Below are 14,859 nucleotides of genomic sequence, written 5' to 3'. Positions count from 1 at the left end.
CGACACCGATGGCAGCCGCTGGCATAAAAAAGCCCCGGACTGGGTCCGAGGCCTGGCTGGGTTGTGGAGCAGCCGTTAGACCTGCTCTTCCATGCGCGCTAGCTCCTGGCGGGCGTAGTAGGCGCGCCACTGGTTCAGCACCAGCTCGGCAAAGGCCTGGTTCTTCATCTTCTTGACACCCTTGAGCATCACGACGACGCGCTGCTTTTTCTTCTGGAACTGGGCGCGGCGCTTACCCACACCCATCGCGGGCGGCTGCACACCGGGCTCCAGGGCCATGATGACCGTCAGCATGTGGTTGGCCTGGTTGAACTCGAAATCATCAATCGCCGACCAGGGCAGCAGCTCCTGCGCGTTGAAGAGGCGCAGGCCCGCGGGCTGCAGCACCATGGCCGGGCTTTGGCTGTCGCGCCAGAACAGCCACGCCACCCATACGCAGACAAGACCACCGGCGAGCACGCCGGCAGCCATGGCCATGTGCAGACCCGCCATGAACAAGGCCACCGCGCCGCCAAAGCAGGCCAGAGCCAGAAAGCCGAACAAGCCCACCATGAAGGTCGAGCGCTCATGGATCACCGTCTCGGGCGCAGCCAGCGCCGCGATCTCGCGCAGCTCGGCCAGCTTGGCGCTGCGGTTGGCCGCGGCTGCGCTGCTGAGCTCATCCTGCAAGGCGGCATTCAGATCGGCGACCGGGGCCGGTGCGACCGATCCGGCCAGGGTGCGGCTGCCGGCAGCGGGCGCGCCCTGCTCCAGACCAAACTCCTGCAGCAGCTGGCTGCCCTGGGCATCCATCGCCCGGGCCAGCAGCTCGGGGCTGACGGGCACACCCAGCGCAGCGAGGCGCTCGGCCAGCTCGGGATGGGTATCGGTCGGGTGGGCCTGGCGCTGGTCCAGGTGCTCGCTCGGGTCGGTCATGCCCTTGGCAGCGACCAGCTGGCGCACATGGCCCAGCACGCCGCCTGCGACCGTCTCGCCCCGGTCCCAGTTGGCCTGCAGCGCCTCATCCACCAGCGGGGCCAGCGCGCTGATGCGCAGCAAGGACGACGCAACGGCCTGTGGGCTCACGACCTGCGCGCCCACCGCATCGGCGGCCAGCTCGCGCTTGCGGCTCCAGTAGCGCACCGCTTCGTGGAAGCTGTCCAAGAACATCTCGCCAAACAAGGTGGCTGGCCGGCGCAGGATGTCCATCCAGGAGCCCTCATGGCGCTCACCGCCGCTGATGGCCACCAGGTGGTGGAGGGTGGCGCTGTAGATCGGTGAGAAGCGCTGGCTGTAGAGCGTGTCCTCGCCGATGAAGTGGCCCAGCTCGTGGCCGATCACCGCAGCGACCTCGCCTGCATTGAGAAAGGCCATATAGGGCAAGGGCAGGTACAGCACCCGCCCCTGGGGCAGCAAGGCGCCACTGGCCAGCTGCACGGGGTGCTCGGTCACAAAAAAGCCTTCGTTCAGGCCCACGACCAGCGCATCGGGCATACCGGCGCCCGTCTTGGCGGCCACGCGGTCCACAAAGGCCCAGAGTTCGGGCGCCTGCTGGCGGCTGACGGTCTGGCCCATCACCTCAATGGGCGCGTTCTCCAGCGGCTTGCGCGATGCCTTCCAGACATCGATCAGCACCTTGCAGCCCGAGTAGAGCAGGAACAGCGCCAGGCCGCCGAGGATGAACATCAGCTTCATGTCGCCCTTGCTGTAGTTGCGGTGGCGCAGGATGGGCATCATCTCGTAGAGCAGCAGCGGGATGGCCGCACCAAACAGCAGCAGCACCATGACCACCATATAGGTCGGCAAGAGCTTGCGGCCCTTCTGGAAGGTCGCGAGCAGCTGCTCGCGCGATTGCAGCGCCTTGGTGCCCATGCCGCGCTGGTACACCACACCCAGCGCCGACCACAGCAGCGCCAGCACGCTGAAGGCGATGGTGCCGCCCGCCAGCACCGGCTGCAAGTTACGGGTGGTGACATTCAGACCCTGGTTTTGCAGGTCCTGGATGGCCATCAGGTACTCGTTTTTGACCTTCCAGACCGGGTATTCCTTGCCCTCGCTGTCCCGCACCGTCGCACGGCGGCCGGGCTTTTCGGCCTCGATCGCCTCGAGCTGGCGCACCACCTGCTGGTACTGGGCGATCTGCGCGCCCACATCCGAGACCGGCGTATCTGCCCGCGACCATTGCCAGATGCCAATGGCCAGCATCAGCAGCGGAATCCCAAACAACACCCCCCAGCGCTTGGCCAGCGCCAGCCATTTCTTGTCGGTGTCCGACATAGTGCAACTCCCCGTCTTTGTTATCGATCTGCAGCCCCCGGGGGCGCTGCATTTGTGAGCGGCCATTATTTAGAAAAATAATGACGTGAACAAATACCCACAAGTAACAGAATGATGCGGATGTGTTCGCAGCCGTTGGGCCCAAAAAAGCAAAACCGCCTGGGCCGAATCGGCCACAGGCGGTTGGGTAGGCGGCAGGCGCCGGGCGGTGCGACCTGCGGCCGCAGCGGCTCTAGCGCTCGGCTTAGTTCAGCTCTTCCTTGCGGATACGGGTGATCGGCGCCAGCACGGTGGGCAGGCCCTGGATTTCGGCGAGCGCCTTGTCCATATCGCCTTCGCGCGTGTCGTGCGTGAGGATGATCAGGTCGGTCTGGGTCGAGCCTTCGCCACCGACTTCGTCGGCTTCGCGCTGCAGCACCGCATCGATGCTGATGCCGGCGCCCGCCAGCAGACCGGTGACCTTGGCCAGCACGCCAGCCTCATCGGCCACGCGCATGCGCAGGTAGTAGCTGGTGGTGATATCGGCCATCGGCAGCACGGGCAGCTCCTGCCCCGCTTCGCGCAAGGTGCTGCTCTGGAAGGCCAGTGGCGGCACGCGGTGGGCCACATCGGCGCCTTCGAGGCGGGCAATGTCGACCAGGTCGGCGATCACGGCCGAGGCGGTGGGCTCGGAGCCTGCACCCTTGCCGTAGTACAGGGTCGTGCCCACGGCATCGCCATGCACCACCACGGCATTCATCGCGCCTTCCACATTGGCGATCAGGCGCTTGGTGGGCACCAACGAGGGGTGCACCCGCAGCTCGATGCCCTTGTCGGTGCGCTTGGTGATGCCCAGGAGCTTGATGCGGTAGCCCAGCTGCTCGGCATAGCGGATATCGACCGACGACAGCTTGGTGATGCCCTCGACATAGGCCTTGTCGAACTGCACCGGCACGCCAAAGGCGATGGCGCTCATCAAGGTGACCTTGTGGGCGGCGTCCACGCCTTCGATGTCAAAGGTCGGGTCGGCTTCGGCGTAGCCCAGGCGCTGCGCCTCTTTGAGCACCACGTCAAAGTCCAGGCCCTTGTCGCGCATCTCGGAGAGGATGAAGTTGGTGGTGCCGTTGATGATGCCGGCAATCCACTGGATCTGGTTGGCGGTCAGGCCTTCGCGCAGCGCCTTGATGATCGGGATGCCACCGGCCACGGCCGCTTCGTAGGCCACCATCACGCCCTTGTCGGCCGCTGCCTTGAAAATCTCCGAGCCATGCACGGCCAGCAAGGCCTTGTTGGCCGTCACCACATGCTTGCCCGCGGCAATGGCCTCCAGCACCAGGGCCTTGGCAATGCCGTAACCACCGATCAACTCGATGACCACATCGATGTCGGGATTGGCGATCACCTCGCGCGCGTCCTTGACAACGACGGCCTGGTCACCCACCACCGCACGGGCACGGGCTTCGTCCAGATCGGCCACCATGGTCACGGCAATATCACGGCCAGCGCGGCGGCGAATCTCGTCATGGTTACGTTGCAACACGTTGAAGACACCACTACCGACGGTGCCGATGCCCAACAAGCCTACTTGGATCGGTTTCATAAATTCTCTTGGATACGTTGAATAACCAACCAGGCGCCCAGCCGGACGCCTGTTGTTGTCAGATAGGAAAAGCGGCGACTCAGGCAGCGGATTTTTCTGCCTTGGTCTTGACCAGCTTGATATCGGCCTTATGGGCTTGCGCAAGCTGCTCGGTTCCGTGGCGAAGGCGGTACTTGGCCAGGAAGGCGGCCAGGCGGTTGATCGCTTCGCGCAGGTCCGCCTCATGGGGCAGGAACACAATGCGGAAATGGTCAGGCCGTGGCCAGTTGAAGCCGGTGCCCTGGACCAGCATCACGCGGGTCTCCTTGAGCACCTGCAGGAAGAATTCCTGGTCGTCCTCGATCGGGTAGACCGCAGGGTCGAGCTTGGGGAACATGTAGAGCGCGCCCTGGGGCTTGACGCAGCTGACACCGGGGATGGCATTGATCAGCTCCCAGGCCAGGTCACGCTGTTTGCGCAGGCGCCCGCCCTCTTGCACCAGCTCGTCAATGCTCTGGTGGCCGCCCAGCGCGGTCTGCACGGCCCACTGGCCGGGCACATTGGCGCACAGGCGCATGTTCGAGAGCATGTTCAAGCCCTCGATATAGTCGGCAGCGCCACTCTTGTCGCCAGAGATCACCATCCAGCCTGCGCGGTAGCCGCAGCTGCGGTAGGCCTTGGAGAGCGAATTGAACGTGATGGTCAGCACATCCTGCGACAGCGAAGCCATCGGCGTGTGCTTGGCGTCGTCATACAGCACCTTGTCATAGACCTCATCGGCAAAGATGACCAAGCCATGCTCACGCGCGATCTGCACGATGTCACGCAGCAGTGCGTCGGAATACAGCGCACCGGTGGGGTTGTTGGGGTTGATGACCACGATGCCCTTGGTGCGGGGCGTGATCTTGGCGCGGATGTCCGCCAGGTTGGGCATCCAGCCGTTTTCCTCGTCGCATAGGTAGTGCACCGGGGTGCCGCCCGACAGACTGGTGGCGGCCGTCCACAGCGGGTAGTCGGGGGCCGGCAGCAGCATTTCGTCGCCGGTATCGAGCAGCGCATTGGTGGCCAGGCTGATCAGCTCGGAGGCGCCATTGCCCAGGTAGATGTCGTCCAGACCCACGCCCTTGATGCCCAGGCGCTGGGTTTCGTGCATTACCGCCTTGCGCGCGGCAAAAATGCCCTTGCTGTCGGAGTAGCCTGCCGAGTTGGGCAGGTTGCGGATCATGTCCTGCTGCACCTCTTCAGGGGCATCGAAGCCGAACACCGCCAGGTTGCCGATGTTGAGCTTGGTGATCTTCTGTCCTTCGTCCTCCATCCGCTTCGCCGCGTCCATGATCGGCCCTCGAATGTCGTAACACACATTGGCCAGCTTGGCGGATTTTTGAATCGTCTTCATGACAGAAACCACTACCTCTGAAAACACGGGATTGCAGCCGGCTGGCAACCATGCCAATACCTCGAACCCACAACCCAACTAGGTGAAAACTATAATTTGACCACAGATCCTTGCGTTGATCGCCCTGTAGTGGCTCCCAGTGCCTGCGGCACCGGGCCCTGCCCTGTCCTTGCCCCGTTTGCCGAAAGCCCGCGCCATGAAGTTCCAGCCCGATAAATCCGACACTTTGACCATCACAGGCTATGGCCCGGGCTGGCTGGCCGTGGACCAGCAGTCCTACGCATACAGCCTGGTGGTCGGCTCCAACGGTACCTTGCAGCGCTGGGATTGCGCGCGCTTCGAAGACCTGGGCCCCGCCCATTTCGCCCAGCTGGCGGAGGCCGATGTTGAAACGGTCATTTTCGGCAGTGGCAATCGGTTACGTTTTCCTTCGCCGGCCTGGCTCGCTCCGCTGATTGCAAAACGTATCGGCTTCGAGACCATGGATACGCCCGCTGCATGCCGTACCTACAACGTATTGGCTGGTGAAGGACGCAAGGTCTTGCTGGCTGTGCTGCTGGAGGCTCCTGCGCTATAACCACAATCGATAGCCTGTGTTTATCAGTGGGGCTCGATAAATATTTCGATTCGGGTTAAAATACTCGCTTGCGGCCGCGGGCCTGAATAACAACTAGATGAATACTTTGATTCCTGCGGCCTTTTTGCGATTACTCCGGAGAAAATAGAGAGCTATGGCTGTTGTTGTCAACAAACCCTTGCCAGAATTTGAAGCACAAGCGACGGGAGGCCTGAAGGTCTCCAATGCGTCGCATCAGGGGCAAATTCTGGTGCTGTACTTCTACCCCAAGGATAACACCCCCGGTTGTACCACCGAAGCCATGCAGTTCCGCGACAAGTACGCGGATTTCGTCAAGGCTGGTGCAGCCGTCTTCGGCGTGTCGCGCGACAACATGAAGTCGCACGACGACTTCAAGGAAAAGCTTGAACTGCCCTTCGAGCTGATCGCTGATACCGAAGAGAAGCTGTGCCACATGTTCGGCGTCGTCAAGAACAAGATCATGTACGGCAAGAAGGTCAAGGGCATCGAGCGCTCGACCTTCCTGGTCGGCCCTGATGGCATCTTGGTGCAAGAATGGCGCGGCCTGAAGGTGCTGGGCCATGTCGAAGAAGTGCTCAAGGCCGTCAAGTCGATGAAGGCTGCGCAAAAGAAGGCTGCCTAAGCCGCTGCGCCAGGCGGCGACCGTGCGGCGGCGCGCGATCTGCGGATGCGCGCCGTTGCTGTTTCCGTCTTTCTGGGCCGACACCGCGATCCATGACTGCGATTGCTGGTTTCGGGACGCCCAGAATGTGCATAATGGGCTCCATATGTATGTGAGTCCGGATTGTTCTGTCATTCCCCATGAAAAAGGCTGTCTTGCTTGCGAGATGGCCTTTTTTGCATCCGGGGTGGCAGGCGTTCGGAGTGAGTTCGCCCATTTGGCGAGTGTTTAGATAAAGGCCCCGAGCTCCATGCCCTTGCCTCCCGCACCTACCCGCCGTGGCAGCCAGCTATCCGCTGGTGACTTTTCCGCCAAGACCAACACCCCATCCCGTGCATCCGCGGCCGCTGCGCGCGATGAACAAGACAACGATCTTCTAGACCTGGACACGGCGCCCGCCACCGTGGCCGCAAGCCCTGCGCCGCGCCGTGGTACGCAAGCCGCTGCCGCGCCCAGGACCAGCAGCCGCAGCAAGAAAGCGGCGGCCGCCCCTGCTCCCGTGCAAGCCCCTGCGACCGTGGCCGCAAGCGCCAAGGCGCCAGCAGCAGCCAAGCCTGCGCAACCGGCCCGCAGCCCTGCCGTGGCCGAAGCCAGCCCGGTGCTGGCCAGCAAGCCGGCCAAGGCCACCAAGCCGCGCAGCGACAAGGCCAAGCTCTTTGTGCTCGACACCAATGTGCTGCTGCATGACCCCAGCAGCCTGTTCCGCTTTGAAGAGCACGACATCTACCTGCCGATGATCGTGCTCGAAGAGCTCGATGGCCACAAGAAGGGCATGACCGAAGTGGCCCGCAACGGCCGGCAGGCCAGCCGCACGCCCGACGCGCTGGTGGCCAGCCAGGAAGCGCACCTGGCCCAGGGCATTCGCCTCGATGCCACCGGCCAGAAGGGCGCCAGCGGCTGCCTGTTCTTCCAGACCGAGCCGCTGAACTACCAGCTGCCCCAGAGCCTGCCCCAGGGCAAGGCCGACAACCAGATCCTGGGCGTGGTCGAGGCCCTGCGCCAGCGCCACCCTGACCGGCCCGTCGTGCTGGTGTCCAAGGACATCAACATGCGCGTCAAGGCGCGCGCACTGGGCCTGGAGGCCGAGGACTACCAGAACGACAAGACGCTGGAAGACGGCGACCTGCTCTACACCGGCATGCTGCAGCTGCCGCTGGACTTCTGGGCCAAGGTCGGCAAGAAGGTCGAGAGCTGGCAGTCGGGCGCCTCCACCTGCTACCGCATCAGCGGCGCCATCACCCAGCAGCTGCACATCAACCAGTTCGTCTTCTACGAGGCACCGGGCGAGAACAGCCTGTTTGCCCGCGTGATCGAGATCCGCGACAAGACCGCCGTGCTCGAGACGCTGAAGGACTACGGCCACCAGAAGAACAATGTGTGGGGCGTGACCACGCGCAACCGTGAGCAGAACTTCGCGATGAACCTGCTGATGGACCCGGATGTGGACTTTGTCACCCTGGCTGGTACGGCAGGCACCGGCAAGACCTTGATGGCCCTGGCTGCTGGTCTGAACCAGGTGCTCGACGAGCGCCGCTACACCGAGATCATCATGACCCGCGCCACGGTGAGCGTAGGCGAGGACATCGGTTTCCTGCCCGGCACCGAAGAAGAGAAGATGGGCCCCTGGATGGGCGCGCTGGATGACAACCTCGAGTTCCTGGCCAAGGGCGACGGCGGCAACCCCGGTGAATGGGGGCGCTCTGCCACCAATGACCTGATCCGCAGCCGCATCAAGATCAAGAGCATGAACTTCATGCGCGGTCGCACCTTCTTGAACAAGTACGTGATCATCGATGAGGCGCAGAACCTGACGCCCAAGCAGATGAAGACCCTGATCACCCGTGCCGGCCCTGGCACCAAGATCATCTGCATGGGCAACCTGGCCCAGATCGACACGCCCTACTTGACCGAAGGCTCTTCGGGCCTGACCTATGTGGTGGACCGCTTCAAGGGCTGGCCACACAGCGGCCACATCACGCTGGCACGCGGTGAGCGCTCGCGCCTGGCCGACTTTGCCAGCGATGTGCTGTAAACCACTTTAGGTTGCAGCGGGGGCTTTGTAGCCGCTGCCAACGCGCCTAAGCACAAAAGGCACCGAGTCTCCACTCGGTGCCTTTTTTTCGTGCCTTCAGCCTGCGTTTAAACGCCGGTGCCGCGGATCTGGTCCAGGCTGCGCGCCGGCGTGATCGCCTGCGGATCGAGCTTGCAGTGCAGGATCACCGGCAGCTGGTGCTGTTCCGCCCAGCTGCGCATGGCAGCGAGCGCGGGCGCAAAGTCTTCGGTCTTCTCGACCAGGGCGGCATTGCCGCCGAAGGCCTTGGCATAGGCGACAAAGTCGGGGTTGCGCAGCTCGGTGGCGCTGACCCGATGGGGGTAGTCGCGCTCCTGGTGCATGCGGATGGTGCCGTACATGCCGTTGTCGATCAGCAGCACGATGACCGGCAGCTGGTACTGCACGGCGGTCGCAAACTCCTGGCCATGCATCAGAAAGTCGCCATCTCCGGCAATGCAGACGACGCTGCGCCGCTTGTCCAGGCGCTTGGCGCCCACGGCGGCAGGCAGCCCATAGCCCATGCTGCCGCTGGTGGGAGCGAGCTGGCTGCCGTAGTGCGTAAACGGCCAGAAGCGGTGCACCCAGGTGGCAAAGTTGCCAGCGCCATTGCACCAGACCGTGTCGGCCGGCAGCACCTCGCGCAGATGCGCCATCAGCTGGCCCATTTGCAGCGCGCCAGGCACCTGGATGGGCGCAGGATTGCTCCATGCCAGGTAGTCGGCATGGGCCTGCTGCACCAGCGCCTGGCGCTCGGCGCGCGGCGCAGCGGCAGGCTGGCGTGCCAGGGCTGCGCAAAAGGAGTCGGGCGCCGCCACCACCGCCTGGTCAGCCTGGTAGACCCGGCCCAGTTCATCGGGATCCGGATGCACATGGATGAGCCGCTGGCCGCTGCTGGCCGGAATGCCCAAGAGGCTGTAGCCCTGCGAGGGCACCTCGGACATGCGACCGCCCAGCAGCACGACCAGATCGGCCTGCTTGATGCGGGCAATCAGCTTGGGGTTGACGCCCAGGCCTACATCGCCAGCATAGTTGCCGTGGTGGGCGGGGAACACCATCTGGCGGCGGAAGGAGCAGGCCACCGGCACCGCATGGGCGGCGGCAAAGGCGGCGATATCCGCATGGGCCTGCGCAGTCCAGCGCGAGCCACCGGCAATGATGATGGGGTTCTGCGCGGCGGCCAGCTGGGCGACGACGGCGGCCACATCGGCATCGGCGGCGTTGGCGGGCGCGGGCTGGTAGCGGCGCGCATCGGGCACGCTGACGGCATCGCGCAGCATGTCTTCGGGCAGCGCAATCACCACCGGGCCGGGGCGGCCGCTGGTGGCCACGGCAAAGGCACGGGCAATGGTCTCGGGGATGCGCGCCGCATCATCGATCTCGGTCGCCCACTTGACCATGCTGCCAAACACCGCGCGGTAGTCCAGCTCCTGGAAGGCCTCGCGGCCGCGCGCCGAGCGCTCGATCTGGCCGACGAAGAGGATCATCGGCGTGGAGTCCTGCATCGCAATGTGCAAGCCGGCCGAGGCATTGGTAGCACCTGGCCCGCGCGTGACCATGCAGATCCCCGGCTGGCCCGTGAGCTTGCCCTGGGCTTCGGCCATCATCGCGGCGCCGCCCTCCTGGCGGCAGATCGTCGTCTCGATGGGCGCGTCATAGAGCGCATCGAGCACCGCCAGAAAGCTCTCGCCCGGCACCGTGAAAATCTGCTGCACGCCGTGCACCAGCAGCTGGTCCACCACCAGCTGGCCACCGGTGCGTGTTGCTTGCTTGTCTGCCATGTCTTGTCTCCTTGGTCTTGTCATCGATGCGCCAGAAGCGGGGCATTGGACCCGATCTGGCCTGGCTACACATTGCGCCAGCGCAGCAAATGGCTGCGCAGCGCCACAAATAACGGCAGCATCGGATGCAACAAGGGCTGGCCTGCAACGGTGGCAGGCCAGCCCTTGGCAGATGCTGGTGGGGTTGGAGACAGGAGCGCCAAGCCCCTGTCTGGGTGGGAAGCCGCATGGGGCACCCGCATATCAGTGGCCTGCGCTGGCAGCACACACCCGGCGGCGCAGTGGCCGCCCCGGTGGCGAAACCTGCAGGCCCGGGCAGCGGGCAGCATGCCCACGGCGCCAGCCTGCGGCTGCCCACTCATCACACGTCAAAGCGCACGCCTTGCGCCAGTGGCAGCGCGCCACTGTAGTTGATGGTGTTGGTGGCGCGGCGCATATAGCCTTTCCAGGCGTCCGAGCCCGATTCACGGCCGCCGCCCGTTTCCTTCTCGCCACCAAAGGCGCCACCGATTTCCGCGCCCGAGGTGCCGATATTGACGTTGGCAATACCGCAGTCGCTGCCGGCGGGCGACATGAAGCGCTCTGCATCGCGCAGGTCACTGGTGAAGATGGCGGACGACAGGCCCTGGGGCACCGCATTCTGCACCGCGATCGCGTCGTCGGCGCTGCCTTCGTAGGTGACGATGTAGAGGATGGGCGCAAAGGTTTCGTGCTCCATCACCTTGGTCTGCGCAGGCATCTTCACCAGAGCCGGGCGCACATAGTAGGCGTCCTGGCCCAGGTCTTCGCGCTCGCGCTGGCCGCCGATGACGGTGCCGCCCTCTTCCTTGGCCTGGGCCAGTGCGGCCTGCATGCCGTCGAACGAGGCCTTGTCGATCAGCGGACCCACCAAAGTGCCGTCGGTCAGCGGGTCACCCACGGTGACGCTGCCGTAGATCTTTTCCAGGCGTGCCACCAGCTGGTCGGCCACCGACTTGTGCACGATCAGGCGGCGCAAGGTGGTGCAACGCTGGCCGGCAGTACCGACGGCTGCAAAGGTGATGGCGCGGGCGGCCAGCTCCAGGTCGGCCGACGGCGTGACGATCATCGCGTTGTTGCCACCCAGCTCCAGGATGGAGCGGCCAAAGCGCTCGGCCACCTTGACGCCGACCTGGCGGCCCATGCGGGTCGAACCGGTGGCGCTGACCACGGGCACCAGCGGGCTGTCCACCAGCACTTCGCCCACTTCACGGGCGCCAATCAGCAGCTGGGCCAGGCCCGCTGGCACGGCGCCGGGTTGCTCCTGGTTGAAGGCAGCCATCGTCTGCTCCAGCAGGTGCTGGCAGGCCACGGCCGTCAGCGGGGTCTTCTCGGAAGGCTTCCACACCACCGCGTCGCCGCAGACCAGCGCCAAAGCGCTGTTCCAGCACCAGACGGCCACGGGGAAGTTGAAGGCCGAGATGATGCCCACGACGCCCATCGGGTGCCAGGTTTCCATCATGCGGTGGCCGGGGCGCTCGCTGGCAATCGTCAGGCCATGGAGCTGGCGCGACAGGCCAACGGCAAAGTCGCAGATATCGATCATTTCCTGGACTTCGCCCAGGCCTTCGGAGGTGATCTTGCCCGCTTCAATCGACACCAGGGCGCCGAGTGCCGCCTTGTGCTGGCGCAGGGTCTGGCCAAAGCGGCGCACCAACTCGCCACGCACGGGGGCGGGCACGGTGCGCCACTGCAGGTAGGCCTGGTGGGCAGCGGCAATCGCCTCTTGCGCCTGCTGCGCGCTGTGGGCTTTCAACACGGCCAGGGTGGCGCCGTCGGCGGGCGAGCGGCTGGTGATGTCCTGGCCTGCCAGGGGCTGGAGGTCGAGCGCAAGCGCCTTGAGAATATCGTTCAAACGTTGGGTGGATTGCGTCATCGCTCGTCTTTCCTATTCACTATCACAACAGAAACTGTCCGGCCCTCTGTGCGGGCCCGGACCATGATGGGGGGTGCTGCCATCGCAGCTTAAAGCGCTGCGCGCCCGGACACGGGCACAGCGCTTTGTACACCCTGCCCGTGACAGGGCTGCACAGGGCCCGCCTGCGGCAGTGCGCGGCGGGGGCAGAAGCACCAAACTTAAAAATACTATGTGAACTATCAGGAACAACAAAATGAGAAAATGGTGAGACATAGTGCGTTTTTTGAACAAAGTCCCCACCCATGCGCAACGCGATTCCCAATATCGGCCTGTTGATGGCTTTTGAAGCCTCGGCCCGGCACGGCAATTTCTCCCGCGCTGCCAATGAGTTAGCGTTGACCGCCAGTGCCGTCAGCCGCCATGTCGCGGCGCTGGAGGACCGGCTGGGGGTGCCGCTTTTTGTACGCCACAAACGCCGCGTCATGCTGACCGATGCGGGTAAACGATATGCGCAGCGTGTGCGTGTGCACCTCAACGGCCTGGAGCGCGATACGCAAGAGATCGCCAACAGCCGCGCCCAGGGCTATGCCATCCACCTGGCCGTCGTCTCCAGCTTTGCCACGCAGTGGCTGGTGCCCCGGCTGCCGGCCTTTGCGCAGCTGCACCCGGACATCCATGTGCACCTGTCGGTGCGCTCCGAGCCTTTTGCGTTCGAGGAAAGCGGTTTTGACGGAGCCATCTATTCGGGCGACGGCCTCTGGTCCAAGACCCAGGGGCAGCGCATTGCCCGCGATGGCGCCTGCATCCCCGTCTGCAGCCCGGCCTTTGCAGCGCAGCATGCGCTGGCCACGCAGGAGGACTGGCAGCCGCTGGTGCACATCGGGCTGGAGAGCCGGCCCGCTGCCTGGCGCGACTGGTACAACGGCCTGGGCTGGGACTACTCGGTGCAGGCCTCGCGCGGGCCGCGCTATGAGCTGTTCTCGATGGTCATCATGGCGGCCGCCGCCGGCCTGGGCGTGGGCCTGGTGCCCGAGGTGCTGGTGCAACCGGCGCTTGATGCGGGCCAGCTGATCCCCGCCCATACCCAGACCTTGCCGGGCACGCAAAGCTACTGGTTCAGCTACCCCACCTACCGCGAACCGTCGGCCGCACTGCAGGCTTTTGAGCAATGGGTGCTCCAGCAAAGCCAGGGGCAGCAGGACTGAGCCCCACCCCAGCCTGCCCGGCGCTGGCGTGCATCAATAGTCGTCGCCGCCCACCGCCAGATTTTCAAAGCGGGTCTGGTTCTTCTGGAAGAACAGCTTGACCGTGCCGGTCGGGCCGTTACGCTGCTTGCCGATGATGACCTCGGCCACATTGGGCTCATTGCTCTCCTTGTTGTAGTAGTCATCGCGGTAGATGAACATGATGATGTCCGCATCCTGCTCGATGGCGCCCGATTCGCGCAGGTCGGACATCATCGGGCGCTTGTCGGTGCGCTGCTCGACCGAGCGGTTGAGCTGCGACAGCGCAATCACCGGGCATTGCAGCTCCTTGGCCAGCATCTTCAATCCGCGCGAGATTTCACCGAGCTCCGTCGCCCGGTTGTCCGAGCTGGCGGCCGAGCCCGAGCCGCTCATCAGCTGCAGGTAGTCGACCACGATCAGGCCAAGCTTGCCGCACTGGCGGGCCAGGCGGCGCGAGTTGGCGCGCAGCTCCGACGGCGTCAGGCCCGGGGTCTCATCGATGTGCAGCGAGACCGTGCGCAGCCGCTCGATCGCCTCGGACAGGCGCGGCCACTCCTCATCGGTCAGCTTGCCGGTACGCAGATTGCCCTGGTTGACCCGGCCGATCGAGCCGACGATACGCACCGCCAATTGGGCGGCACCCATTTCCATTGAGAAGATGGCTACCGGCAGGCCTTCATTGAGCGCCACATGCTCGGCAATGTTCACCGCGAACGAGGTCTTGCCCATCGAGGGGCGCGCGGCCAGCACCACCAGGTCACCGGCCTGCAGGCCGCTGGTCATGCGGTCCAGGTCGGCAAAGCCGGTGGGCACACCGGTCACATCGACCGGGTTGTCCGCCATCTCCTGCACCCGGTCGAGCAGATCCACGACCAGGTTGTCCAGCGACTGGAAGCCCTGCTTCATGCGCGAGCCCTCTTCGCCAATGGCAAAGATCTTCTGCTCGGCTTCGTCCAGAATGCGGTCCACCGTCTTGCCCTGCTGGTTGAAGGCATTGGTAGCGATCTCGTCGCTGGCGGTGACCAGCTTGCGCAGGATCGAGCGCTCGCGCACGATTTCGCCATAGCGGCGGATATTGGTGGCGCTGGGCACATACTGGGCCAGCTGGTTCAGGTAGGCCAGTCCGCCCACCTCTTCGGCCTTGCCGATGCTTTGCAGGTGCTCATAGACCGTGATCACATCGGCGGGCTTGCCGGCATTGATCATGCTGGCCATGGCCGCGAAGATCAGCTTGTGCTCATGGCGGTAGAAGTTGTCTTCGGCCAGCACATCGCCCACCCGGTCCCAGGCGTTGTTGTCCAGCAGCAGCCCCCCCAGCACGCTGGACTCCGACTCGATCGAATGCGGCGGAATGCGCAGCTGCGCCACCTGCTTGTCGGGGGTGATGAAGGCAGTGTCATCCAGGGGGGGAAAGGTCTCTGACATGGGAAATCCAAATGAGCAAACGCTGGCCCGGC

Annotated in this window: 10 protein-coding genes; 4 read left to right on the top strand and 6 right to left on the bottom strand. The window is 64.4% G+C overall.

Annotation, left to right across the window (positions count from 1 at the left end):
• Positions 1 to 75: 75 nt before the first annotated feature.
• From DCO45_RS05015 to DCO45_RS05005, 3 genes are all read right to left on the bottom strand, one after another.
• Positions 76 to 2,256, bottom strand: coding sequence for a M48 family metallopeptidase (locus DCO45_RS05015; protein WP_165841122.1), 2,181 nt, complete (start codon positions 2,254 to 2,256; stop codon positions 76 to 78).
• 244 nt (positions 2,257 to 2,500) lie between these two features.
• Positions 2,501 to 3,835, bottom strand: a complete 1,335-nt coding sequence (locus DCO45_RS05010; protein WP_116924783.1) for a homoserine dehydrogenase — start codon at positions 3,833 to 3,835, stop codon at positions 2,501 to 2,503.
• A gap of 79 nt (positions 3,836 to 3,914) precedes the next feature.
• Positions 3,915 to 5,210 (bottom strand): pyridoxal phosphate-dependent aminotransferase, encoded by a 1,296-nt coding sequence (locus DCO45_RS05005; protein WP_116924782.1) that lies wholly within the window; start codon positions 5,208 to 5,210, stop codon positions 3,915 to 3,917.
• A 196-nt stretch (positions 5,211 to 5,406) separates the two neighbouring features.
• Between DCO45_RS05005 and DCO45_RS05000 the strand changes: the two genes are divergently transcribed.
• From DCO45_RS05000 to DCO45_RS04990, 3 genes are all read left to right on the top strand, one after another.
• The gene (locus DCO45_RS05000) at positions 5,407 to 5,787 is read left to right on the top strand and encodes an Mth938-like domain-containing protein (protein WP_116924781.1); all 381 of its coding nucleotides are present in this window, start codon (positions 5,407 to 5,409) and stop codon (positions 5,785 to 5,787) included.
• A 154-nt stretch (positions 5,788 to 5,941) separates the two neighbouring features.
• Positions 5,942 to 6,430: a peroxiredoxin gene (locus tag DCO45_RS04995; protein WP_021025569.1), complete on the top strand. Its 489-nt coding sequence runs from the start codon at positions 5,942 to 5,944 to the stop codon at positions 6,428 to 6,430.
• Between the two features lie 289 nt (positions 6,431 to 6,719).
• Positions 6,720 to 8,501, top strand: coding sequence for a PhoH family protein (locus DCO45_RS04990; protein ID WP_116924780.1), 1,782 nt, complete (start codon positions 6,720 to 6,722; stop codon positions 8,499 to 8,501).
• A gap of 107 nt (positions 8,502 to 8,608) precedes the next feature.
• On the opposite strand, the gene DCO45_RS04985 is transcribed toward DCO45_RS04990, so the two are convergent.
• Together DCO45_RS04985 and DCO45_RS04980 are read right to left on the bottom strand one after the other, a co-directional pair.
• Positions 8,609 to 10,300: a thiamine pyrophosphate-binding protein gene (locus tag DCO45_RS04985; protein ID WP_116924779.1), complete on the bottom strand. Its 1,692-nt coding sequence runs from the start codon at positions 10,298 to 10,300 to the stop codon at positions 8,609 to 8,611.
• Positions 10,301 to 10,661: 361 nt separating this feature from the next.
• Positions 10,662 to 12,194 (bottom strand): aldehyde dehydrogenase family protein, encoded by a 1,533-nt coding sequence (locus tag DCO45_RS04980; protein ID WP_116924778.1) that lies wholly within the window; start codon positions 12,192 to 12,194, stop codon positions 10,662 to 10,664.
• Between the two features lie 284 nt (positions 12,195 to 12,478).
• Between DCO45_RS04980 and DCO45_RS04975 the strand changes: the two genes are divergently transcribed.
• Complete coding sequence (locus DCO45_RS04975) at positions 12,479 to 13,381, top strand: LysR substrate-binding domain-containing protein (RefSeq protein WP_021028349.1); 903 nt, start codon at positions 12,479 to 12,481, stop codon at positions 13,379 to 13,381.
• Positions 13,382 to 13,414: 33 nt separating this feature from the next.
• Here the strand turns inward: DCO45_RS04975 and dnaB are convergent, their stop codons facing one another.
• Positions 13,415 to 14,827, bottom strand: a complete 1,413-nt coding sequence (gene dnaB / locus DCO45_RS04970) for a replicative DNA helicase (RefSeq protein WP_021028348.1) — start codon at positions 14,825 to 14,827, stop codon at positions 13,415 to 13,417.
• Positions 14,828 to 14,859 lie beyond the last annotated feature (32 nt).

Source organism: Comamonas sp. JNW (genome assembly GCF_003105075.1).
GTDB lineage: Bacteria > Pseudomonadota > Gammaproteobacteria > Burkholderiales > Burkholderiaceae_C > Comamonas > Comamonas squillarum.
The sequence above is the reverse complement of the archived record's forward strand: the minus strand, read 5'-3'. Positions and strand labels throughout refer to the sequence as shown.